Here is a 23,142-nt window from a genome sequence, read left to right on the forward strand (position 1 = left end):
CGCGGTGAGTCGACCGACGGTGTGGTTACGAATCTAGTGCGCCGCCTGGTCCCAGTTGGCGCCGCGGCCGACCTGCACGGTCAGCGGCACCCGCAGCTCGGCGGCCGTCGACATGCGGTGGGTGACGATCTGCTCGAGTGCGTCCCACTCCCCCGGCGCCACCTCGAAGATCAGCTCGTCGTGCACCTGCAGCAGCATGCGCGAGCGCAACGAGGCATCCGTCATGTCTCTTGCGACGTTCAGCATCGCGATCTTCATGATGTCGGCGGCGGAGCCCTGGATGGGCGAGTTGAGGGCGGCCCGCTCGGCGTTGTCGCGCAGCACGCGGTTCAGGCTGTTCAGGTCGGGGAACGGGCGGCGGCGGCCGAAGATCGTCTCGGTGTATCCGTCGACCTTCGCCTTGGCGACGACGTCGCGCAGGTAGTCGCGCACGCCGCCGAAGCGCTCGAAGTATTCGGCCATCAGCTGCTTCGCCTCGCCCTGAGAGATGCGCAGCTGCTTGGCGAGGCCGAAGGGCCCGAGGCCGTAGGCGAGGCCGTACGACATGGCCTTCACCTTGGAGCGCATCTGGGGCGTGACGTCCTCCGGGGCGACGTTGAAGACGTGGCTGCCGACGAAGCGGTGCAGGTCCTCCCCCTCGTTGAACGCGGCGATCAGGCCCTCGTCGCCGGAGAGGTGCGCCATGATGCGCATCTCGATCTGCGAATAGTCGGCGGTGAGCAGGCACTCGTAGCCCTCACCCGCGACGAAGGCCGAGCGGATGCGCTTGCCGGTGTCGGAGCGCACCGGGATGTTCTGCAGGTTCGGGTCGTTCGAGGAGATGCGCCCGGTGGCGGCGCCCACCTGGTCGTAGGTGGTGTGGATGCGGCCGGTGGAGTCGACCGCCTTCTCGAGGGTCTCGATCATCTGCTTGAGCTTCGTGGCGTCGCGGTGCTTCAGCAGCGCGTCGAGGAACACGTAGCCCGCGGTGTCTTCGTCGACCTGCTCCTTGAGGTCGGCGAGCGACTCGGCGTCGGTCGAGTATCCCGTCTTCGTCTTGCGAGTGAAGGGCAGGTGCAGCTCGTCGAAGAGCACGGTCTGCAGCTGCTTCGGGCTGCCCATGTTGACCTCGCGCCCGATCGCGGCATAGGCCGCCTGCTGGTAGGTTTCGGCCCAGCCGGTGAGCTCCTCGCGCAGCTGCGCGAGCACGGCCGAGTCGACGGCGATGCCCGTGAGTTCCATGCGGGCGAGCACCTCGACGAGCGGCACCTCGATGGTCTCGTAGACCCGCTTCGTGCCCTCGGCGAAGGCGAGGTCGAGGTCGCGGGCGATGCGCAGCACGTACCACGCCTGCGTCGCGGCGCTCACGGGCTCGCTGTCGGGCACGAGCTGGTTGGGGTCGGGCTGCGGCAGCGACTCGCCGAGCACCTCGTAGACCTGGTCGGCGAGGCTCGCGGGTGCCTTGGTCGGATTGAGGATCGCCCCCGCGACGCGCGTGTCGGCGGCGACGCCGTGGATGGGCAGGCCGGCCCGATCGGATGCCTCGAGCTGCGGCTTCGCGTTGAAGAAGTACTTCGGCTTCGACGCATCCGTCAGCCATGCCTCGAACGCGGCGTAATCGCCCGTGCCGGGCTTGAACGGCACGTACGCGCTGTCGTCGGGAGTGGCGAGCCCGAAGCCGGCGATGCCGGCGGGGCCGTGGTCGAGCTGCACGGCGACCGGCGCGCCGCCCGAGGAGGCCTTCTCGAGCCAGTGCGCGAGCTCTTCGTCGGCGAGGGTCTTCACGGCGGGCGCCGCCTCGGCGGTCTCTTCGGCCGACTCGCCGACCTCCAGGCCGGCGGCCGCGCCGTCGGTGCCGAGCTTCAGCACGCGGTCGAGCAGGGTGCGGAACTGGAGCCGGCCGAACACCTCGCGCACCTTCGCCTCGTCGACGGGGCGGCGGACCAGGTCGGCGGGGCCGACGGGCAGTTCCAGATCGCGCACGAGGGCGTTCAGGCGGCGGTTGCGCAGCGCGTTCTCCTTCTGCTCGCGCAGGCGCTCGCCGACGACGCCCTTGATCTCGTCGGCGTGGGCGATGATCTCCTCGACGGTGCCCCACTTGGCGATCCACTTCGCCGCGGTCTTCGGCCCGACCTTGTCGATGCCGGGCAGGTTGTCGGCCTTCTCGCCCGTGAGCGCGGCGAGCTCGGGGTACTGGTGCGGCCACACCTCGTACTTGTCGTAGACGGCCTGCGCGTCGTAGCGCTTCAGCTCGCTCACCCCGAGCACGCTCGGGTAGAGCACGGTGGTGTGGTCGTCGACGAGCTGGAAGCTGTCGCGGTCGCCCGAGACGACCAGCACGTCGAAGCCCTGCTCGCCGCCCTGCTTGGCGAGCGTGGCGAGGATGTCGTCGGCCTCGTAGTCCTCTTTCGTGATGGTCGTGATGTTCATCGCGTGCAGCGCCTCTTCGAGCAGAGGCACCTGGCCGATGAACTCGGGCGGCGTCTCGGCCCGGCCGCCCTTGTACTCGGGGTACTCGCGGGTGCGGAAGGAGAAGCGGGACAGGTCGAAAGCGACGCCGACGTGGGTGGGCTCATGGTCTTTCATGAGCTTCAGCAGCATCGAGATGAAGCCGTGGATCGCCTCGGTGTGCTGGCCGTCATCGGTGACGAAACGGCCGGCCGGCAGCAGTGCGAAGAACGCCCGGAAGGCCAGCGAATGGCCGTCGATGATCATCAAGGTAGGCTTCTGGGCGTCTGACACGGCTGCCAGCCTAGCGGCGGCCGCCGACACCCGGACCGGCTGAAGGAAGGGCCCTTCGTGAGCGTTGACGACGTGGATTGGTACACCTCCAGAGGGCAGGGCACCCTGGCCGATCGGATGGGCATCGAGATCCTCGAGTTCGACCGCGAACACGCCGTCGCGCGCATGCCGGTGGAGGGCAACACGCAGCCGCTCGGGCTGCTGCACGGCGGGGCCTACTGCGTGCTCGGAGAGTCGCTCGGGTCGATGCACGCCAACTACCTGGCCGGCGAGGGACGCTTCGCCGTGGGCGTGGACATCAACGCCACGCACACCGGGTCGGCGACCAGCGGCTGGGTGACCGGAGTGTGCCGCCCGATCCACGTCGGCAAGTCGCTGACCGTGCACGAGATCGCGGTGACCGATGAGGGCGGGCGGCGGTGCTCCACGATCCGGATCACGAACATGATCCGGCAGGCGAAGAACTGACTTATTCGGTTTGACGCGGCGTCGTCTCGGGCGGCTCGGCCCTCAGCACCGGAACTTCTTGTCTGCGTCGAAGCCGGCCTCGCGCACCTCGAGGACCCAGCTCGGCTTGATCGGCCCGTAGATGTGCGGGAACAGTTCTCCGTCGCCGCCGTCCTCGTCGGCAACGAGAACACCGTCCGCGCGAATTCGGTTCTCGTCCAGAACGAGCACGCACAGTTCGCGGTCGTCGTCGGCATAGACGAACTCAGCGACGCGGGACAACTGCTCCGAATACGACGCGTGGATGAAACCGACGTCGTCGAGCGTCGCCCCTCTCGTCGATATCCGGTACTCGCCCGAGTCGAGAGCAGCCCGCCAGTCGTCACGGTGCGCCAGGTGCCAGATCGTCACCCGCTGAGTCTCGTAGTGCGACATGGCGGATGCGTGTACGCCGATCGGTGATCGGGCTCACTGTTGTCGCTTGGCCCAGAGAGTGTCGGTGCTCGTCCTTAGCGTGATGTCTTGTGACTGAAGTGATCTATCGGACCGCGGTGAGTTTCAACGGATTCATCGCGGACGAGTCGAATTCGCTGGATTGGTTGTTCGCGGTCGATCACTCCGATGTTCCCGACGCATCATCATTTCTTCAGCGCGTCGGCGTGATCGTCGAAGGGTCGACCACCTACGAATGGGTCCTGGCACACACGGAGGTATTGCAGCGACCCGGCCAGTGGCGTGAGTTCTACGGAGACCGACCCACGTATGTGTTCACTACGCGCCGATTGACAGTGCCGGCCGGCGCAGACGTGCGCTTCGTCGCCGGGCCCGTCCGCGATGTCCTGGCCGAGATCATCGCGGCGGCCGACGGCAAAAACGTCTGGGTGACCGGCGGAGGCGACCTCGCCGGACAGTTCGCCGATATCGGCGCACTCAATCGCATTGAACTCACGCTGGCGCCCGTGGCGCTCGCGGCGGGTTCGGCGGTCTTCCCACGCAGGCTCGAAAGCAGCGACGTGAGGCTGGCATCGGTGACGCAGCATGGCCAGTTCGTCGATGTCAGTTACACGGTCGCCGCGAGCCAGGGTGCGCGGTAGCCGATCCGCGATTGCACGGGGCGCAGACCGAGGAGCAGGCTGTCCGCGTGGGCGTGTTTATGCGGGACCGCGAGCCGAAACGATTCAAGAGATACCCATACGGTCCAGCAGGAATCCGCCTAGTGCTAGCGGTTCTCGGTATTCTCGTCGGCGTCTCGTTCATCGTCGGCAGTCTCAGCTGGCCCAGCGACCGCAGTTCAACGGGCCTCTTCTTCATCGGTGTCGGGCTAACCGTCCTGGGAATCGCGGCCTTCTTCGTGGCTCGCTGGATGGCGAAACGCAACCTCTGAGAGCGTCGAGGACCACTCACGAGGAAGTATCCGAGACGCCCAAAAGGGATCGCCCAGCGCGTTCACGCGACGCATTGCCCGGAGCCCCTGAGGCCTAGCGCGCAAGGTCCAGCGGCCGCTGACAGGATCAAGGTATGCCCCACGCCGCCGTCACCGCCGTGCTGCCCGAGTGAAGCAATCGCGCGTCGAGTCCGATTCCCGGGAGTCCGTGGCCGCACGACATGGTGCTCACCATCGACACCCCGCACACTCTGCTCGACCTGCTCTGGATTCGACAGGCCTGGGGCCTGCAGCCGCGAGGCGGTGACCTGCCGCCCGCGCTCACGGTGACGCCGGAGCCTGTCGGAGCGGCCGCGCGCGCCGCGGCGCCTCTTGCCAGGTGGTCGGCCGGCTGGCCCGAGGTGTGGGCCGCGTGCCTCAACCACGCCGGGACTCAGCAGGACGATGACCTCGTCAGCCGCCTCCATCGCACCGCCCTGAGCACGGAGGAGCGCCATGCTCTCTTCCTCCAACTGCGCGGGCCGAGCTGGCGTGACAGGTTCGGATCCGAGGCGTATGCCGATAGCCGACGCGAGTGGGAGAACAGCGAAGTCGATCAGCAGCGTCGCGCGTCGCGCGATGTGGAACGGTCGCTCCTCGATGCCGTGATCCCCGCATGGCAAGCCGCCCTGACGAAGATTGTCGAGATCCCCTGCCGCGGGACCTTCACGCGCCGGATCGGTGCGCACGCGCTGCTCGTCACCGCCGACACCCGCGCTGACGAGAAACGCTATCGACAGGCGCTCAGCTTGTTCCGGTGAGAGATCCTCCGATGTCGAGTGCAGGCGTGGCAGCCGATGCTCCGCTCGGCCCATCTCCGGTACGCGGACGTGGGCCCATCGCTGAGCCACTCATGGGAGCGCCTGTTGCTGGCACACTGAGGCGATGACTTCCCCCTCCGTATCCGACGAGGCGGTTTTGTCCGCGGCCGTCGGGCTCACTTCGGATACATTCCGAGTCGACCGCGTCAGACGCGACGGAGATCAGATGGTGCTCACCGTGCGTCTCCACAGCCGCGCCCCCGGGGATGTGACTCGTGAGGTCGACGGCTCTCGCCGCTATGTCATTGGAGGAAGCGAATACGACCGGCTTATTCGGCCGGTCGCCGTCGAGGTTCCGCTGCCGAGCTCTCGGCGACCCAATCCCTTCGTGTGGAGTCGCGTTGCCACCGTGGAGGACTGGTTGTACCTGCTGCGCGTTTCGATCGACGAACTGTTCGTCGGCTGGGACGGTGGTGAGGCGCCCAGACTCGACGAGGGATGCGCCGATGCTCGCGAGAACGGCAGAACGGAGATCGAGTTCAACGTGGACTGGGGGTGGCCGTGGCCGCTCTGGGAAGCCGAGGGCGCGATGTGGCCGGGCCGTTACGGCTTGTCCGTCGGCCTTACCCGAAGGCTCGAAGCGTGGGTCGCAACCTGGGCCGCGCAGGCGACGGAGTTCGGCCCATGGCGAGACGAGGCCGCGCGTCCGGCCTGGGTGGCCGAAGGCCTTCACCTCGCGAACGAGCTACGCGAAGAGGTGCGCGAGTTCGCAGATGTCAGTTACACCGTCGTGTGAATTGCCGACGGTGAACCGTGCGGTCACGAGTATGCGAGCCATAGGCGGACGAAGAGGTGACGCCGAGGCATCCGCTCTCGAATGTCGGCGAGCCGTCTACTTCTTGCTTGGCGCGAGCTGCTCGATGATCGCCTTCGCGACGTCGTGCATGGTGAGGCGGCGGTCCATGGAGGCCTTCTGGATCCAGCGGAACGCCTCGGGCTCGGTCAGACCCATCTTCTCGTTGAGCAGGCCCTTGGCGCGGTCGACCAGCTTGCGGGTCTCGAAGCGCTCGGCGAGGTCGCTGACCTCGGCCTCGAGGGCGATGATCTGCTGGTAGCGGGCCAGGGCGATCTCGATGGCCGGCAGCAGGTCGTTGGGAGTGAACGGCTTGACGACGTAGGCCAGGGCTCCGGCCTCGGAGGCGCGCTCGACGAGCTCCTTCTGGCTGAAGGCGGTCAGCAGCACGACGGGCGCGATGTGGTTCTTCGCGAGGCGGTCGGCGGCCTCGATGCCGTCCATCTTCGGCATGCGCACGTCCATGACGACGAGGTCGGGGCGCAGCTCGGTCGCGAGCGCCACCGCGGTCTCGCCGTCGCCGGCCTCTCCGACGACCTCGAACCCGTTGTCACGCAGGGTCTCGACGATGTCGAGGCGGATGAGGGATTCGTCTTCGGCCACGACGACGCGGCGCGGGGCTGCGGCTGCTTCCTGCTGGTCACTCACCGTTCCAGCCTACGATATGGTCGGATGCGCACGACGCAGGCCGGTGTGGCGGAATGGCAGACGCGGAGCACTCAAAATGCTTTGTCCGAGAGGGCGTGTGGGTTCGAGTCCCACCACCGGCACTGAGCCACCGCCACTGAGGGATGAAGCGTTCTTGAGGCTCGGCCGTGCCGGCGGGCATAGATGGTGCGATCGGGCATAGATTCCGGGCAGAACTTGTGCCCGATCGCAACGAGTACCGCCGAGCGGGCGTGACGGATGCGGCGCGGCATCCGTTCAGCGGATGCGCTCGACCTGCGCGCCGGCGCGCAGCGCCTTCGGGATTTCGGCCATCTCGTCGACCCTCGTGAGAAGCGCCTCGAGGTCGGCGGGGGCCGCGGGCGAGTCGACCTCCACCGTGTAGCCGATGCCGGCCGAGCGCCAGCCCGGGTCGAAGTCGCCCGTCGCGGTCACCCGCGCGCCGCGCACCTCGATGCCGAGGCCCTGGGCTTCGCGGTAGACGTCGTTGAGCACGCACCCGGCCGCGGCCAGGTGCAGCAGGTGGGCTCCGGTGAAGGCGGCCTCGACCGTCACGCCGTCGGGCGTCCAGCGGTGCGGGAAGTTCACGGCTCCGGCATCCGTGCTGCGCAGCGCGCCGGCGGCGACCGCCACCTCGAATTCGCCCATGCGCGAATGGTGGCACCGGGGCGGCGCGGCGTCCAGCTATCCGGGACGTCGCCGTGAGCCGGCCGGGCCCTGACTAGCCTGAGCCCATGACAGAACGGATCATCGCGCCATACGGCGAGTGGGAATCGCCCATCGGCGCGGCGGACGTCGCGCGCGTCAGCGGATCGGTCGGCGAACCGGCCTTCGTCGGCGATGAGGTGTGGTGGCTCGAACTCGTTCCCGAAGAAGGCGGCCGGGCGAGCGTGCGCCGCCGGGCACCCGGCGGCGAACCGGAAGATCTTCTGCCCGCCCCGTGGAACGCCCGCAGCCGGGTGCACGAGTACGGCGGCGGCGCGTGGGCGGCCGCCGACGGCGACCTCGTGTTCGTGGAATTCACCGACCAGCGGCTGTATCGCCTGACCCCGGGCGGCGAGCCGACGCCGCTCACCCCGGCGGACCGCGGTTTCCGGTTCGGCGGCATCTCGGTACACGGCGACGCCGTGCTCGCCATTCGAGAGACCCACACCGGCGACGGGCCGAGCGACCTGACCCGCGACGTCGTCCTCGTTCCGCTCGACGGGTCGGCGGCGACGGATGCCTCGGCCATCACCTCCGTGGTCGCCGGGTCGCACTTTCTCGCCCAGCCCGCCTACTCTCCCGACGGGTCGAAGCTCGCGTGGATCGCCTGGGACCACCCGAACATGCCGTGGGACGGCACGCAGTTGCGGGTCGGAGACGTCGGCCCCGACGGGCGGGTCGCGCAGTGGCGCACGCTGCTCGGCGGCCGGGACGAGTCGGTGCTGCAGCCCGAGTGGCGCGACGACGCGACACTGTACGCGCTGAGCGACCGCACCGGCTGGTGGAACCTCTACCGTCTCGACGCCGAAGACGGCGCTCCGTTCCCCGTAGCACCGCTCGAGGAAGACCTCGGCGGCGCGCTGTGGAGACTCGACGGACGTTGGTATGAGGTGCTGCCTGACGGCGCGATCGCCGCGACGGCGACCCGCGGCGTGGACCGGCTCGTCCGCATCGACCCCGAACTCGGCACCGCGACGCAGATCGACACCCCGTTCGACCAGATCCGCGTGCGCGGCGAGCATGACGGGACGTTGCTGGTCGTGTCGGGAAGCGCAGTCGCCCCCAGCGGCATCCGGCTGCTGCACCCCGATGGACGGGTCAACGACGTGCGCCTGGAAGGCGGCGAGCTGCCCGACGCGGCTCACCTTCCCGACGCCGAAGTGATCACCTTCCACGGCCCCGAACGCGAGGTGCACGCCGTCGTGTACCGGCCGAAGAATCCCCGCTACCTTGCGCCGGAGGGCGAGCTGCCGCCGTTCATCGCCCTTGTGCACGGCGGCCCGACCGGACACAGCTACCCCGAGCTGAACCTCGGTACCGCCTACTGGACGAGCCGCGGCATCGGCGTGATCGACGTGAACTACGGCGGCTCGACCGGGTACGGGCGCGAATACCGCGACCGGCTGCGTGGCCAGTGGGGCGTCGTCGACGTCGAGGACACGATCGCCGCCGTGCGCGGGCTCGCCGAGGCGGGCATCGCCGACGGCGGCCGCCTGCTCATCAAGGGCGGGTCGGCGGGTGGGTGGACGGTCCTTTCCGCGCTGACGCAATCGGATGCGTTCGCCGCCGGCGCCTCGTACTTCGGCGTCGCCGAACTGACTGAGTTCGCGAAGGAGACCCATGACTTCGAGTCCAGGTACCTCGACGGCCTGATCGGACCGCTGCCGGAGGCATCCGATCTCTATGAATCGCGTGCTCCCCTCACCAACGTGGATCGGCTGGCCACGCCCGTGCTGCTGCTGCAGGGCCTCGACGACCCGATCGTGCCCCCTGCGCAGGCCGAGAGGTTCATCGCGGCGCTCGAGACGAAGGGGATCCCGTACGCGTTCCGGTTCTATGGGGGCGAGTCGCACGGGTTCCGCAAGGCGGAGACGCAGATCGACGCGCGGGAGTCGGAGCTGTCGTTCTACGGGCAGGTGCTCGGCTTCGCCCCGCCGGGGGTGCCCGTGATCGAGTTGCAGCGACCGGAGCACCGGTGATCCCCCACCTGCCGCTCGCCCAGGCGGTGGCTGCGATGATTGAGGCATGACCGAGCACACGACCGCCGCGCACCGCGCGCGCCCGCACGCCGGGCCGACGAACGCGTCGCGCCCGCAGGTGCGGCCCGCCACCGAGGGCTGGACCCAGCAGACGGATGCCGGCGGCCGGCCGCTCCTGCAGTTCGCGAGCCCCCGCCGCACCCAGCCCGAGACGCACCTGGCCGACCTGACCCTCGCCGAGCGCAAGGCCAAGGTCGCCGGGCTCGGCTTCCCCGCCTTCCGCGCCGCGCAGCTGAGCACCCACTACTTCGAGCACTACACCCTCGACCCCGAGCAGATGACCGACCTGCCGGCCGGTCAGCGCCGGCAGCTCGTCGAGGCGATGCTGCCGCCGCTGCTCACCGAGGTGCGGCGGCTGCGCACCGACGGCGGCGACACGATCAAGTTCCTCTGGAAGCTGTTCGACGGCGCCCTGGTGGAGTCGGTGCTGATGCGCTACCCCGGCCGGGTCACCCTGTGCGTGTCGAGCCAGGCCGGCTGCGGCATGAACTGCCCGTTCTGCGCCACCGGCCAGGCGGGGCTCACCCGCAACCTGTCGGCCGCCGAGATCGTCGACCAGGTGCGCGCCGCCAACCTCGCCATCGCGAACGGCGAGCTGGGCGGGCTGCGCCGCGACGGCGGGCACGACGCCGAGCGGGTGACCAACATCGTGTTCATGGGCATGGGCGAGCCGCTCGCCAACTACAAGCGGCTGATGACCGCGATCCGACGCATGGTCGCGCCGGCGCCCGAGGGGCTCGGCATGAGCGCGCGGCACATCACCGTGTCGACCGTCGGCCTCGTGCCGGCCATCCGCAAGCTGGCCGACGAGGATCTGCCGCTCACCTTCGCGCTCAGTCTGCACGCGCCCGACGACACGCTGCGCGACGAGCTGATCCCGGTCAACGACCGGTGGAAGGTCGACGAGGCGCTGGACGCGGCCCGGTACTACTTCGAGAAGACCGGGCGGCGGGTGTCGATCGAGTACGCCCTGATCAAGGACATGAACGACCACGCCTGGCGCGCCGACCTGCTCGCCGAGAAGCTGAACGCGCGCGGCCGCGGCTGGGTGCACGTGAACCCGATCCCGCTGAACCCGACCCCGGGCTCGATCTGGACCGCCTCCGAGCGCGAGGTGACGGACGAGTTCATCCGGCGGCTCGAGGCGGCGGGGATCCCGACGACGCTGCGCGACACGCGCGGCAAGGAGATCGACGGCGCCTGCGGGCAGCTCGCGGCGGCGGAGTAGTCACGCGCGCATGAGCATGCGCTCGACGACGCCGTGCGCGCCGTCGATGCTGCGGGCCGCCTCGCCGGCGCCGATCCGGCCGCGGTAGGCGCCGAACAGCTGGTGATACCGCACGGCGACGACGCCGAAGTTCTGCCGCACGCCTTTGCGTCCCTCCGGCACGAACTCGACGTCGAGCCGGCCGTCGGCCGAGCGCACCGCGATGGGCGCGAGCGGGTCGTCGGACGCCGGTTCGAAGGTCACGTCGGACAGCGGCTCCGCCCTCCCGTCGAGCCACAGCCCCGACTCCTCCTCTTCGCCGTCGGGCTGCGGGCGGGCGCAGAAGTTCGCCGCGGCGATCGACCCGTCGGCGCAACGCTGCGCGAAGGTGCCCCAGGTCCACGTACTGCGGTAGGGCAGCTCGGAGCGGTGCTCGTCGAGGATCGCGAAATCCCGCTGCGGGTCGAAGCGGTACTCGTGGCCGCCGACGGTCAGGGTGCCCGAGGCGGGGAAGACCGCCTTGTGCGTGTACATCGTCCCTCCCCCGCCGAGCCGGGCGCTGACCGACAGCGGAGCGGAGGCGCCGGCTGCGTCGAGCAGCAGCTCGCCGCGCACCGCGGGCGCCTTCGCCGAGGCGGCGATGTCGATGCGGATGCGGTGGCAGCCGGCATCCGTGTCGAAGTCGTAGTCGATGCGGTAGCCGTCGGACGCGAAGCGGCACGCGCCGCCGTGCAGCAGGTCGGCGGGCAGCGCGAGCGAGCCGCCCCGCGCGGAGCCCGCGTACTCGTGCAGGGTGCGCCACTCGCGGTCGTAGACGTAGAACTCGCTGGAGGCGAGGTACTTCGCGTCCTGCATGATCATCGCGCTGAACAGCTCGCCGTGCGCGAGCGTGAAGCCGACCCACTCCTTGAGGCGGAAGGCGTGCCAGGCGCGGGCGGGGCCGGAGTAGGCGTCGAGCGGGTTGACGGTGCGGGGGCGGTCGTCGAGGCGGCCCCAGAGGCGGGTCCCGTTCTCGACGACGCTGTCGGGAGTCGGCATGCCGCTACCGTAGCGGCTCGAGGAGGCCGGCGACCGCATCTCCCGCCGCAGGCCGCCACGCCGCCCAGACGGCGGCGGCCCAGGTCTGCAGCGCGGCGATGTGGGCGGCCGGGTCGGTCGCGGCGCGCACCTCGGCCACGGTGAGGCGCACCTCGTCGAGGGCGGCGGGGCGGGCGAAGGCCGGCCAGTCGCGGCGTGCGTCGGCGAGCCGCTTGTGCGCGGCCCGCACCTCGAAGCCGGACGCGCCCCGCTCGACGGCAAGGAGCAGGCCGATCAGGGCGAAGGCGGTGCGGATCGGCTTCGCCGAGGCGAGCGGATGCTGCGCCGCATACGCGTCGACGGCGAGCTGGTGCCACGGGGCGAGTCGCGGCTCGCTGATCGCGCGCGCCGTCACCTCGCCGTAGACGGCCCAGCACTCCGCGCTCGCGTCGAGGCCGTCGGCCGGGACCGCCGCCGGATCGTCGGGCCGCACGAGGCCGCAGCCCGGGCAGGTGCTCACGCGCGCTCGGCCGCCATCAGGATGATGTAGGCGGCGTCGCGCAGGTCGTGCGCCACCCCGCCCTCGCCCTCGGCATGCACCAGCACCGCGCCGAATCCGAGCCGGGTCGCCGCCTCGATGTCGGCCTCGACGTTGTCGCCGACCATCCACACCGGGTCAGACGGTGTCGCCTCGCCGAGGGCGCGCAGCGCGATGCGGAAGATCTCCGGGTGCCCCTTCTCGTAGCCGACCTCCGCGCTGGCGATGATCGCGTCGAAGTACGGGGCGATGCCGAGACCCTCGACGATGCGGGTCAGCTCGGGCACCGCGTTGCTCACGATCGCGAGCCGCCAGCCCTCCTCCTGTAGCGCCTCGAGCGCGTCGACCGTCTCGGGGAAGAGCTCCCACTCGGTCGGGTCGGAGAACCGGGGCCGGACCGCCGCGACGGCGCGTTCGGCGAGCGGCAGGTCGACGCCCGCGTAGATGCACGCCATCAGCAGCACCGGCTCGAGCCGGGCCCACCACGCGTCGGGGTGCCCGTTCAGCTCGGGATGCGAGACCTCGGGATGGTGCCAGGGGAAGCCGTCCTCCAGCCCCGCCCAAAGGTCGGACGTGGTGACCCCGGTGTCCGGGTCCTCCTGCCGGATCACGTCGAGCATGATGCGGCCGAAGCTGATCCAGGGGCGGCGCGCCAGCGTGCCGTCGAAGTCGAACAGGACGATCCCCGCCATGGCGCCGAGCGTAGCCGAGCCCGGCGCCCGCCGTCGCCAGGCGCGCTCAGTACAGCTCGCGCGGGTCCGGGCCGAAGCGGGTGCCCACGTCGAGGCTGTCGAAGACGTCCATGGCCGCCTCGGCGAGGCCGACGAGTTCGAGGGTGCGCAGGTTCTCCCGCATCCGCTCGGGATGCGTCGACTTGGGGATGACGACGTCGTCGATGGTCAGGTGCCAGGCGAGCACGGCCTGCGCCGGGGTGAGCGACAGCTCGCGCGCGACCTCGACGATCACCGGATGCTCCAGCACCCCGTTGCCCGCCCCGAGCGGCGCCCACGCCTCGGTCGCGATGCCGTACTTGTGGTGGTACGCGCGCAACTCGCGCTGCTGCAGGAACGGGTGCAGCTCGATCTGGTTCACGGCGGGCAGCACCCCGGTGGCGTCGGCGATGCGGTCCAGATGCTCGGGCAGGAAGTTGCTGACGCCGATGGAGCGCACCCGGCCCTCGTCCTTGAGCTTGACCAGGGCGCGCCAGGTGTCGACGTACAGGCCGCGCCCGGGCGACGGCCAGTGGATCAGGTACAGGTCGACCACGTCGCGGCCGAGCAGGCGGGCCGACTCGTCGAAGGCGCGCAGGGTGCTGTCGTAGCCCTGCATCTCGCTGGGCAGCTTGGTGGTCACGAGCGACTCGCGCGCGGTGTCGACGGCGGCGAGGGCCCGGCCCACGGCCTCCTCGTTCCCGTACCGCGCCGCCGTGTCGAACAGCCGGTAGCCCAGCCCGTACGCCTCGCGCACCGCCGTCTCGGCTTCGGCCGGGCTCATGCGGAACACCCCGAGGCCGATCCGCGGGATCGTCGTCCCGTCGTTCAGCCGCATCGCATCCTGTTGCACCGTTCCGACCATGGGGGTCCTCCTCGTCTCTCGAGGAGATGGGTACCCGGATCGGGCCCGCTACGCGCGCCGGCGCCGCTCGAGCGAAGCGCGGCGGCGGCGGGCGATCGCCGCCGCCTCCGGGTGGATCGGAACGCCCTCCGCCTCGTGCCGGGCGCGCTCGGCCGCCGTGCGGGCCGCGTTCCGCTCCCGCAGCCGCGCCAGCAGCTCGGCGCGGCCGGCGGCCTCAGCCTGCGTCGGCGCCGACTTCCGGGCGTTCCGGGCCGTGTTGAGGAACTCGGCTCGGGCCGCCTCGGGGTCGGGCGACGGATGCCGCTCCAGCAGCTCCTCGAAGCGGGCGTTCACCTCCTCGGGCACCCAGGAGGCGCCCGCCGGCCACAGCTCGCGTCCTGCCCGGCGGCCCTCCTCCGCGAAGTCGATCACCGCGTCACCCGGCGACGGCCTCGCCCGTGGGGTCGGGCGCCGCCGCGTCCTCCAGCTGCGGGCCGCCGACCGGCGCGCCCGCCCAGCTGATCAGCTTCCAGCCGGCCGCTGGCGAGCCTTCGAGGATCGCGACGCCGGTGTTGTCGATCGGATTGTGCAGCGTGAACTCGCCGCTCACGTTGAGGGCCCGCGAGCCGACCCAGGCGCGGATCGCCGCACCGTGGCTGAACAGGACCGCCGTGTCGTCGTGTGCGGCGGCGATCTCGGCGATCGCCCGGTCGAACCGGTCGAAGAAGGCGTGGCCGTCGAAGGCGCCCGGCATGCGCGCGCTGAGATCGCCCGTCCCCCAGGCCAGCACCGTGCCGATGTACGCCTTCACCGACTGCTCGTCGCTCTTGCCCTCGAGCTCGCCCGCCTCGATCTCGTGCAGGCCGTCGTGAACGACGACCTCCAGCCCCCGCTCGCGGCTGAGCGGCGCGGCGGTGAGCTGGGTGCGGATCAGCCGCGAGGCGTAGATGCCCTGGATGTTCTCGTCGCGCAGCGCCTCGGGCACCGCCTCGGCCTGCCGCTCCCCCAGTTCCGTCAGACCCGGCCCGGGGGCCGCGGTGTCGAGCTCGCCGCGGACGTTCGCGGGGGTCTGGCCGTGTCGGATGAGAAGCAGTCGCACGCTCTCGAAACTAACCGACGGCGGGCGGCCGGAGAGCGGCCTTAGCCGATTCACAGCCGGTCGCACTGCCGCATCGGGCCGGCGCGGCGTAGCCTGCCGCCGTGCTCTTCCACGACCGCGACGAGGCGGGCGAACGGCTCGCCGACCTGCTGCTGAACCTCGCCGGCGACAAGCCGCTCGTGCTGGCCGTCTCGCCGGGCGGGGCCGTGGTCGCCGCGCACGTCGCGGCGCGGCTCGGCGCGCCGCTCGGCCGGGTGCGGGGCGATCGGGTGACGACGGATGCCTCGGCCGAGGCATCCGATCGCCTGATCGTGCTCGTCGACGACGCGATCGAGACCGGCGAGCCGCTGCTCGCCGCGTGCCGCACGGTCGCGGCGCTGAACCCGAAGCGGATCGTGCTGGCCGCGCCCACCGCTCCCCCGCGCTGGACGCCCGGGCGGCTCGCCGCCGACCTGTACTGCGTGGCGCGGCCCGTGCCGGCCGGCCCCGCGGAGCGGTGGTACGACGAGTTCCCGCCGGTCAGCGAGCGGCAGGCCCGGGCGGCGCTGCGCGGTCAGGACTGGGCGTACGCCGGCGCGACCTCGTTGTGAGCGTGGCCGATGATGTACACGCGCATGTCGTTGGTCGTGCCCGGCACCCCAGGAGGGGATCCGGAGATCACGACGACCTTGTCGCCGTAGGTGGCCAGCCCCTCGCCGACGAGCGCGTCGTCGACCTGGCGGAAGTACTCGTCGGTGTAGGTCACCGGGTCGACGAGGTGCGACTGCACGCCCCAGGTCAGCGCCATGCGGCGCTGGATCGCCGGGTCGGTGGCGAAGGCGCGCATCGGGATCTTCACCCGCAGGCGGGACATCCGGCGGGCGGTGTCGCCCGACTCGGTGAAGATGCACACGTACTTTGCGCCCACGAACTCGGCCACCTCGGCGGCCGCCAGGGTCAGCGCGCCGCCCTGGGTGCGCGGCTTGGTGCCGAGCGGCGGGACGCGCTCGAGGCCGTGCTCCTCGGTCGACTCGATGATCTTCGCCATGGTCTGCACGGTGATGATCGGGAACTCGCCCACGCTGGTCTCGCCCGAGAGCATGACCGCGTCGGCGCCGTCGAGGATGGCGTTGGCGCAGTCGGAGGCCTCGGCGCGGGTCGGGCGGGGGCTCGAGATCATCGACTCGAGCACCTGCGTGGCGACGATGACGGGCTTGGCCATGCGGCGGGCCAGCTCGACCGCGTGCTTCTGCACGATCGGCACCGCCTCGAGCGGCAGCTCCACACCCAGGTCGCCGCGGGCGACCATGATCGCGTCGAAGGCGTCGATGATCTCCTCGAGGGCGTCGACGGCCTGCGGCTTCTCGATCTTGGCGATCACCGGCACCTTGCGGCCCTCTTCGGCCATGATCTCGTGCACCCGGTCGATGTCGGCGGCGGAGCGCACGAAGGACAGCGCGATGTAGTCGGCGCCGAGGCGCAGACCCCAGCGCAGGTCGGCTTCGTCCTTGTCGCTGAGCGCGGGCACGTTGACGGCGACGCCGGGCAGGTTGATGCCCTTGTTGTTGGAGACGGGGCCGGGCACGACCACCTCGGTCTTCACCCGCGGGCCGTCGACCTCGAGCACGCGCAGCGCGACCTTGCCGTCGTCGATGAGCAGCGGGTCGCCCGGCTTGACGTCGTCGGGAAGGCCCTTGAAGGTGGTCGAGCAGAGCTCCTTGGTGCCGAGCACGTCTTCGGTGGTGATGGTGAAGATGTCGCCCTCGGCGAGGTCGTGGGGGCCGGCCGCGAACTTGCCGAGGCGGATCTTCGGCCCCTGCAGGTCGACCATGACGGCCACGGGCTTGCCGACGTCGTCCGCCGCCTTGCGCACGTTGGCGTAGACGGCCTCGTGGACGTCGTAGCTGCCGTGGCTGAGATTCATGCGGGCCACGTCGACACCGGCCTCGATGATGGCTCGGATGTTCTCGTAGCTCGAAGTGGCGGGACCGAGTGTTGCGACGATCTTGGCTCGTCTCATGTCTTTACGTATTCAGCTTTCGTAACTCGCCTGCAGAGGGGCGGGCGGCGCGGATCGCGCACGCCCACCCCTACAGGCTAATGCCTCGGTCGGTGGGCTTGATAGGCGCCGGCAGCTCCGTCTCGCCCTCCAGGAAGCGGTCGACGGCGGCGGCCGCGGCGCGGCCCTCGGCGATCGCCCAGACGATCAGCGACTGGCCGCGGCCGGCGTCGCCGGCCACGAAGACGCCGGGCTCGCCGGTCTCGAAGTCCTCGTCGCGGGCCACGTTCCCGCGCGCGTCGAACCGCAGGCCGAGCTGGTCGGCGAGGAACTGCTGCTCGGGCCCGGTGAAGCCCAGCGCGAGCAGCACCAGGTCGGCGGGGATCTCGCGCTCCGTGCCCGACTTCGGCACGCGGCGCCCGTCGACGAACTCGGTCTCGGCGACCCGCAGCGCGCGCACCTCGCCGGCCTCGTTGCGCAGGAACTCGACGGTCGTGGCGAGGAACTCGCGCTTGCCGCCCTCCTCGTGGGCGCTCGATACCTCGAACAGCTTCGGGTCCATCGGCCACGGCTCGTGCTCGGTGCGGGCGAGCGGCGGGCGGGAGCCGATGGCGAGGTTGGTGACGGATGCGGCGCCCTGTCGGTGCGCGGTGCCGATGCAGTCCGCCCCCGTGTCGCCGCCGCCGATGACCACCACGTGCTTGCCCTCTGCGGTGATCTGGTTCGGCACGCTGTCGCCCGCGCCGACCTTGTTCTGCTGGGTCAGGTACTCCATCGCGAGGTGCACGCCGGGCAGCTCGCGGCCCGGGATCGGCAGGTCGCGCGGCACCACGGCGCCGGTGGCGATGACGACCGCGTCGTAGCGCTGCCGCAGCTCCGCCCAGCCGATGTCCTTGCCGATCTCGATGCCGGCGCGGAACCGGGTGCCCTCGGCCGTCATCTGCGCGAGGCGCTGGTCGAGACGCCGCTTCTCCATCTTGAAGTCCGGGATGCCGTAGCGCAGCAGGCCGCCGATACGGTCGTCGCGCTCGTACACGGCCACCGTGTGGCCGGCGCGGGTGAGCTGCTGCGCGGCGGCGAGGCCGGCGGGGCCCGAGCCGACGACGGCGACCGTCTTGCCGGTGAGCCGCTGCGGCGGGTGCGGTTCCACCCAGCCCTTGCTCCACGCCTCGTCGATGATCGAGACCTCGACCTGCTTGATCGTCACGGCCGGCTGGTTGATGCCGAGCACGCACGACGACTCGCACGGCGCCGGGCACAGCGTGCCGGTGAACTCGGGGAAGTTGTTGGTCGCGTGCAGCCGCTCGATCGCCTGCCGCCCCTCCCCGCGCCAGACCAGGTCGTTCCACTCCGGGATGAGGTTGCCCAGCGGGCAGCCCTGGTGGCAGAACGGGATGCCGCAGTCCATGCAGCGGCCGGCCTGACGGCGCAGCTGGGTGGGGTCGCCCTGCTCGTAGACCTCTTTCCAGTCCATCAGGCGCACCGACACCGGCCTGCGCTTGGGCAGCTCGCGCTCGGTGACTTTCAGAAAACCCTTCGGGTCAGCCATTGGTGGCCTCCAGAATCCGGGTCCAGACGACATCGCCGTCGGGGTCGAGCCCCTCGCTGACGGCCTGCTGCCGGGTCTCCAGCACCGCCGCGTAGTCGCGCGGGAGGACCTTGACGAAGCGCTCGGCGTGGGCGTCGAAGTCGGACAGGAAATGCGTGGCGAGGCTCGAGTCGGTCTCGGCGACGTGCTTCTCGAGCAGGTCGTGCAAGATCTCCCGGTCGACGCCGTCGAGCGGGGTGAGCCCGAGCTCGCCGGCGGCCAGCGACTGGGCGTTGACCCGCTCGGGCTTCAGGTCGTAGACGTAGGCGGTGCCGCCGGACATGCCGGCGCCGAGGTTGCGGCCGGTGGAGCCCAGGATCACCGCGAGGCCGCCTGTCATGTACTCGAGCGCGTGGTCGCCCACGCCCTCGACGACCGCCGTGGCGCCGGAGTTGCGCACCAGGAACCGCTCGCCCACGATGCCGCGGATGAACATGGTGCCCTGGGTGGCGCCGTAGCCGATGACGTTGCCGGCGATCACGTTCTGCTCGGCGCGGAACAGCGCGGAGCGGTCGGGGCGCACGACGAGCTGGCCGCCGGACAGGCCCTTGCCGACGTAGTCGTTGGCGTCGCCCTCCAGGCGCAGCGTGATGCCGGCGGGCAGGAACGCGCCGAACGACTGCCCGGCGGAACCGGTGAGCGTGACGTCGATGGTGCCGGCGGGCAGGCCGTTCTCGCCGTGCCGCACGGTCACCTCGTGCCCGAGCAGCGTGCCGACCGCGCGTTCCGTGTTGCGGATCTCGTACCGCAGCTCGACGGGGGCGCCGCCGTTCAGCGCATCCGTCGCCGCCGCGATCAGCACGTTGTCGAAGTGCTTGTCGATCTCGTGGTTCTGCCCGCGCAGGTTCTTGCGCGGCTCGTCGTCGCGGAACCGGGGCCCCTCGAGGATCGGGGTCAGGTCGAGGCCGGACGCCTTCCAGTGCTCGATGGCGCGCTCGACGTCGAGCAGCTCGTGGTGGCCGATCGCCTCGTCGAGGGAGCGGAAGCCCAGCTCGGCGAGGTACTCGCGCACCTCCTGCGCGATGAACTCGAAGAAGTTCACGACGAACTCGGGCTTGCCCGAGAACCGCTCGCGCAGCACCGGGTTCTGCGTGGCCACGCCCACGGGGCAGGTGTCGAGGTGGCACACGCGCATCATGACGCAGCCCGAGACCACCAGCGGGGCGGTTGCGAAGCCGAACTCCTCGGCGCCGAGCAGGGCGCCGACGATCACGTCACGGCCGGTCTTCAGCTGGCCGTCGACCTGCACCACGACCCGGTCGCGCATGCCGTTGAGCATCAGCGTCTGCTGCGTCTCGGCCAGGCCCAGCTCCCACGGGGTGCCCGCGTGCTTCAGCGAGTTCAGCGGGCTCGCGCCGGTGCCGCCGTCGTGACCCGACACGAGGATGACGTCGGAGAGCGCCTTGGCGACGCCCGCCGCGACCGCGCCGATGCCGTTCTCGCTCACCAGCTTGGTGTGGATGCGGGCGTTCGGGTTGGCGCGCTTCAGGTCGAAGATCAGCTGCTTCAGGTCTTCGATCGAGTAGATGTCGTGGTGCGGCGGCGGCGAGATGAGCCCCACGCCGGCGGTCGCGTGCCGGGTGCGCGCGATCCACGGGTACACCTTCTGCGCCATCAGCTGGCCGCCCTCGCCGGGCTTGGCGCCCTGGGCGAGCTTGATCTGGATGTCGTCGGCGTGCGTCAGGTACAGGCTGGTGACGCCGAAGCGGCCGGAGGCGACCTGCTTGATCGCGCTGCGGCGCTCGGGGTCGAGCAGGCGCTCCGGGTCCTCGCCGCCCTCACCGGTGTTCGACTTGCCGCCGAGGCGGTTCATGGCGATCGCGAGCGTCTCGTGCGCCTCGCGGGAAATGGAGCCGTAGCTCATCGCCCCGGTCGAGAACCGCTTCACGATCGACTCGATCGGCTCGACCTCGTCGATCGGCACAGGCGGGCGCTGCCCGGTCTTCAGCCGGAACATGCCGCGCAGCGTCATCAGCTGCTCGGACTGGTCGTCGACGAGCTTCGTGTACTGCCGGAACACGTCGAAGCGGCGGGTGCGCGTCGAGTGCTGCAGCCGGAACACCGTCTCCGGGTTGAACAGGTGCGGGCTGCCGTCGCGGCGCCACTGGTACTCGCCGCCCGTGTTCAGGCGCTGGTGCACCGTGACCGCGTCCTCCGCGGGGTAGGCCTGCCGGTGCCTGGCCAGGTTCTCGGCGGCGATCACGTCGATGCCGACGCCGCCGAGCTTGCTGACGGTGCCGGTGAAGTACGCGTCGACGAACTCCTGCGACAGCCCGACCGCCTCGAACGCCTGCGCGCCCGCGTAGGAGCTGACCGTCGAGATGCCCATCTTCGACATGATCTTCAGCACGCCCTTGCCGAGCGCCTTGATCAGGTTCTTCACCGCCTTCTCGACGGTGATGCCCTGGATCATGCCGGCGCGCACGAGCTCTTCGACGCTCTCCATGGCGAGGTACGGGTTGACGGCGGATGCGCCGTAGCCGATGAGCAGCGCCACGTGGTGCACCTCGCGCACATCGCCCGCCTCGACGACGAGGCCGACCTTCATGCGGTTCTCGGTGCGGATCAGGTGGTGGTGCACGGCCGAGACCATCAGCAGCGACGGGATCGGGGCGAGGTCCTTGTTGGAGTCGCGGTCGGAGAGCACGATGAACTCGGCGCCGTCCTCGATGGCGTCGTCGACCTCGTCGCACATCGCCTTCAGCCGCTCCTCGAGCGCCTGCTCGCCGGCGTCGGGCCGGTACAGCCCGCGGATCGTCGTGGTCAGCCGGCTGCCGGGCCGCGGGTCGATGTGCTGGATCTTCGCCAGCTCGTCGTTGTCGATCACCGGGAAGTCGAGCACCACCTGGCGCGCGTGCTGCGGGCCGGCCGAGAGCAGGTTGCGCTCAGGTCCGAGCCCGAGCCGCAGCGAGGTGACGACCTCCTCGCGGATCGAGTCGAGCGGCGGGTTGGTGACCTGCGCGAACTGCTGGGTGAAGTAGTCGAACAGCAGCCGCGGCCGCTTGGACAGCACCGCGATGGGCGTGTCGGAGCCCATGGCGCCGAGCGGCTCGGCGCCGTTCTTCGCCATCGGGGTGAGCAGGATGCGCACCTCCTCCTCGGTGTAGCCGAAGGTGCGCTGACGCCGCCGCACGGAGGCCGGAGTGTGCACGATGTGCTCCCGCTCGGGCAGGTCGGCGAGGTTGATCGAGTTCTTCAGCCACTCGGCGTACGGCTGCGCGGCGGCGAGCTGGGTCTTGATCTCGTCGTCCTCGATGATGCGGCCCTCGGCGGTGTCGACGAGGAACATGCGCCCCGGGCGCAGCCGGCCCTTGCGCACGACCTTGCTCGGGTCGATGTCGAGCACCCCCGTCTCGGAGCCGAGCACGATGAGCCCGTCGTCGGTCACCAGGTAGCGCGCCGGGCGCAGCCCGTTGCGGTCGAGGGTGCCGCCGACGAGGGTGCCGTCGGTGAACAGCAGAGCGGCCGGGCCGTCCCACGGCTCCATCAGCGCGGAGTGGAACTCGTAGAACGCCTTGCGCGCCGGGTCGACCTCGGTCGCGTTCTCCCACGCCTCCGGCACCATCATCATCACGGCGTGCGGCAGTGAGCGGCCCGCGAGGGTGAGCAGTTCGAGCGTCTCGTCGAAGCTCGCCGAGTCGCTGGCGCCGTCGGTGACGATCGGGAACAGCGGGCGCAGGTCGCCGAGCACCTCGCTCTTCAGCTGCGACTGCCGCGCGCGCATCCAGTTGCGGTTGCCCTGCACCGTGTTGATCTCGCCGTTGTGCGCGAGCATGCGGAACGGCTGGGCGAGCGGCCAGGACGGGAAGGTGTTGGTCGAGTAGCGCGAGTGGACGATCGCGAGCTTCGACGCGAAGCGCTCGTCGGACAGGTCGGGGTAGAACGGCTCGAGCTGGAGCGTCGTCACCATGCCCTTGTAGACGAGGGTGCGCGCCGACAGCGAGGGGAAGTACACCTCGAGCTCGCGCTCCACGCGCTTGCGCAGGCGGAACGCGAGGCGGTCGAGGGCGATGCCGGTGCGCGGCCGGCGGTCCTCGCCGGGGTGCTCGCTGGTGACGAAGAGCTGCTCGATGGCGGGCATCGCGGCACGGGCGAGGGTGCCGATCTCCTCCGGGCGGACCGGCACCTCGCGCCATCCGATCACCGTCAGCTGCTCGTCGAGCGCGATCTGCTCGATCGCGAGCTTCACGTCCTCGCGCTGCTCGGGGTCGAGGGGCAGGAAGGCGTTGCCGACCGCGTAGCGGCCCGCGGGCGGCAGCTCGAAGCCGACCACCTCGCGCAGGAACGCGTCGGGGATCTGCGTGATGATGCCGGCGCCGTCGCCGGTTCCCGCGTCGGAGCCGACGGCGCCGCGGTGCTCGAGGTGGCGCAGCGCGTTCAGAGCGCCGTCGATGATGTCGTGCCCGGGCGTGCCGCGCAGCGTCGCGACCATGGCGAGGCCGCACGCGTCCTTCTCGGCGGCAGGGTCGTACAGGCCCTGGGCGGCGGGTACGGAGCTGAACCGGGTGAAAGCGGGCGTGGGGGTCATGGTGCAACCGTCCTCACG

The 23,142-nt window shown here is 70.6% G+C and carries 20 protein-coding genes and 1 tRNA gene; 8 read left to right on the forward strand and 13 right to left on the reverse strand.

Annotated elements, in window-relative coordinates; genetic code table 11:
* Nucleotides 1-33: 33 nt before the first annotated feature.
* Nucleotides 34-2,694: a DNA polymerase I gene (gene polA, locus H563_RS0101050; RefSeq protein WP_022880775.1), complete on the reverse strand. Its 2,661-nt coding sequence runs from the start codon at nucleotides 2,692-2,694 to the stop codon at nucleotides 34-36.
* A gap of 144 nt (nucleotides 2,695-2,838) precedes the next feature.
* Here polA and H563_RS0101055 point away from each other — a divergent pair, with 144 nt between their 5' ends.
* Nucleotides 2,839-3,189 (forward strand): PaaI family thioesterase, encoded by a 351-nt coding sequence (locus tag H563_RS0101055; RefSeq protein WP_081416076.1) that lies wholly within the window; start codon nucleotides 2,839-2,841, stop codon nucleotides 3,187-3,189.
* Nucleotides 3,190-3,231: 42 nt separating this feature from the next.
* Here the strand turns inward: H563_RS0101055 and H563_RS0101060 are convergent, their stop codons facing one another.
* Entirely contained in the window at nucleotides 3,232-3,579 is a 348-nt protein-coding gene (locus tag H563_RS0101060; protein ID WP_027478951.1) for a DUF952 domain-containing protein, read from the reverse strand.
* A 113-nt stretch (nucleotides 3,580-3,692) separates the two neighbouring features.
* On the opposite strand from H563_RS0101060, the gene H563_RS0101065 reads away from it, so the two are divergent.
* The 3 genes from H563_RS0101065 to H563_RS0101080 all read left to right on the forward strand — a co-directional run bounded on the left by H563_RS0101065 (nucleotide 3,693) and on the right by H563_RS0101080 (nucleotide 6,148).
* Nucleotides 3,693-4,262, forward strand: coding sequence for a dihydrofolate reductase family protein (locus tag H563_RS0101065; RefSeq protein ID WP_027478952.1), 570 nt, complete (start codon nucleotides 3,693-3,695; stop codon nucleotides 4,260-4,262).
* 511 nt (nucleotides 4,263-4,773) lie between these two features.
* Nucleotides 4,774-5,352: a hypothetical protein gene (locus H563_RS0101075; protein ID WP_022880780.1), complete on the forward strand. Its 579-nt coding sequence runs from the start codon at nucleotides 4,774-4,776 to the stop codon at nucleotides 5,350-5,352.
* A gap of 226 nt (nucleotides 5,353-5,578) precedes the next feature.
* Nucleotides 5,579-6,148: a hypothetical protein gene (locus H563_RS0101080; RefSeq protein ID WP_155864944.1), complete on the forward strand. Its 570-nt coding sequence runs from the start codon at nucleotides 5,579-5,581 to the stop codon at nucleotides 6,146-6,148.
* Nucleotides 6,149-6,244: 96 nt separating this feature from the next.
* Here H563_RS0101080 and H563_RS0101085 read toward each other — a convergent pair whose 3' ends face one another.
* Nucleotides 6,245-6,853 (reverse strand): ANTAR domain-containing response regulator, encoded by a 609-nt coding sequence (locus tag H563_RS0101085; protein WP_022880782.1) that lies wholly within the window; start codon nucleotides 6,851-6,853, stop codon nucleotides 6,245-6,247.
* A 39-nt stretch (nucleotides 6,854-6,892) separates the two neighbouring features.
* Here H563_RS0101085 and H563_RS0101090 point away from each other — a divergent pair.
* Nucleotides 6,893-6,975: transfer RNA gene (locus H563_RS0101090), tRNA-Leu, on the forward strand.
* Between the two features lie 154 nt (nucleotides 6,976-7,129).
* On the opposite strand, the gene H563_RS0101095 is transcribed toward H563_RS0101090, so the two are convergent.
* Entirely contained in the window at nucleotides 7,130-7,519 is a 390-nt protein-coding gene (locus H563_RS0101095; protein WP_022880783.1) for an OsmC family protein, read from the reverse strand.
* An 86-nt stretch (nucleotides 7,520-7,605) separates the two neighbouring features.
* Between H563_RS0101095 and H563_RS0101100 the strand changes: the two genes are divergently transcribed.
* Nucleotides 7,606-9,555: a S9 family peptidase gene (locus tag H563_RS0101100; protein ID WP_022880784.1), complete on the forward strand. Its 1,950-nt coding sequence runs from the start codon at nucleotides 7,606-7,608 to the stop codon at nucleotides 9,553-9,555.
* Between the two features lie 46 nt (nucleotides 9,556-9,601).
* Entirely contained in the window at nucleotides 9,602-10,843 is a 1,242-nt protein-coding gene (gene rlmN / locus H563_RS17045) for a 23S rRNA (adenine(2503)-C(2))-methyltransferase RlmN (protein ID WP_022880785.1), read from the forward strand.
* Here the strand turns inward: rlmN and H563_RS0101110 are convergent, their stop codons facing one another.
* From H563_RS0101110 to H563_RS0101135, 6 genes are read right to left on the reverse strand one after another with little or no spacing between them, the layout of a single operon-like run.
* Complete coding sequence (locus tag H563_RS0101110) at nucleotides 10,844-11,860, reverse strand: DUF2804 domain-containing protein (protein WP_027478953.1); 1,017 nt, start codon at nucleotides 11,858-11,860, stop codon at nucleotides 10,844-10,846.
* A 4-nt stretch (nucleotides 11,861-11,864) separates the two neighbouring features.
* Nucleotides 11,865-12,359: a DUF5946 family protein gene (locus tag H563_RS17160; RefSeq protein WP_051142583.1), complete on the reverse strand. Its 495-nt coding sequence runs from the start codon at nucleotides 12,357-12,359 to the stop codon at nucleotides 11,865-11,867.
* A complete protein-coding gene (locus tag H563_RS14395; protein WP_022880788.1) occupies nucleotides 12,356-13,069 on the reverse strand; it encodes an HAD family hydrolase in 714 nt (237 codons plus the stop codon). Before H563_RS14395 ends, H563_RS17160 begins: the two co-directional genes overlap by 4 nt.
* A 46-nt stretch (nucleotides 13,070-13,115) precedes the next feature.
* The gene (locus H563_RS0101125) at nucleotides 13,116-13,952 is read right to left on the reverse strand and encodes an aldo/keto reductase (protein WP_022880789.1); all 837 of its coding nucleotides are present in this window, start codon (nucleotides 13,950-13,952) and stop codon (nucleotides 13,116-13,118) included.
* Between the two features lie 48 nt (nucleotides 13,953-14,000).
* Complete coding sequence (locus tag H563_RS0101130; protein ID WP_022880790.1) at nucleotides 14,001-14,363, reverse strand: hypothetical protein; 363 nt, start codon at nucleotides 14,361-14,363, stop codon at nucleotides 14,001-14,003.
* A gap of 4 nt (nucleotides 14,364-14,367) precedes the next feature.
* Nucleotides 14,368-15,030, reverse strand: coding sequence for a histidine phosphatase family protein (locus tag H563_RS0101135; RefSeq protein WP_022880791.1), 663 nt, complete (start codon nucleotides 15,028-15,030; stop codon nucleotides 14,368-14,370).
* A gap of 101 nt (nucleotides 15,031-15,131) precedes the next feature.
* Between H563_RS0101135 and H563_RS0101140 the strand changes: the two genes are divergently transcribed.
* A complete protein-coding gene (locus H563_RS0101140) occupies nucleotides 15,132-15,620 on the forward strand; it encodes a phosphoribosyltransferase family protein (protein ID WP_022880792.1) in 489 nt (162 codons plus the stop codon).
* Here the strand turns inward: H563_RS0101140 and pyk are convergent.
* The 3 genes from pyk to gltB form a co-directional block, all read right to left on the reverse strand.
* On the reverse strand, nucleotides 15,584-17,029 hold the full coding sequence (pyk, locus tag H563_RS0101145) for a pyruvate kinase (RefSeq protein ID WP_022880793.1): 1,446 nt from the start codon (nucleotides 17,027-17,029) through the stop codon (nucleotides 15,584-15,586). The genes H563_RS0101140 and pyk overlap by 37 nt on opposite strands.
* Before the next feature lie 70 nt (nucleotides 17,030-17,099).
* Nucleotides 17,100-18,557: a glutamate synthase subunit beta gene (locus H563_RS0101150; RefSeq protein ID WP_022880794.1), complete on the reverse strand. Its 1,458-nt coding sequence runs from the start codon at nucleotides 18,555-18,557 to the stop codon at nucleotides 17,100-17,102.
* Nucleotides 18,550-23,124, reverse strand: coding sequence for a glutamate synthase large subunit (gltB, locus tag H563_RS0101155; protein ID WP_022880795.1), 4,575 nt, complete (start codon nucleotides 23,122-23,124; stop codon nucleotides 18,550-18,552). The genes H563_RS0101150 and gltB overlap by 8 nt, the downstream gene beginning before the upstream one ends.
* Nucleotides 23,125-23,142 lie beyond the last annotated feature (18 nt).

Source organism: Gryllotalpicola ginsengisoli DSM 22003, from assembly GCF_000419445.1.
Lineage (GTDB): Bacteria > Actinomycetota > Actinomycetes > Actinomycetales > Microbacteriaceae > Gryllotalpicola > Gryllotalpicola ginsengisoli.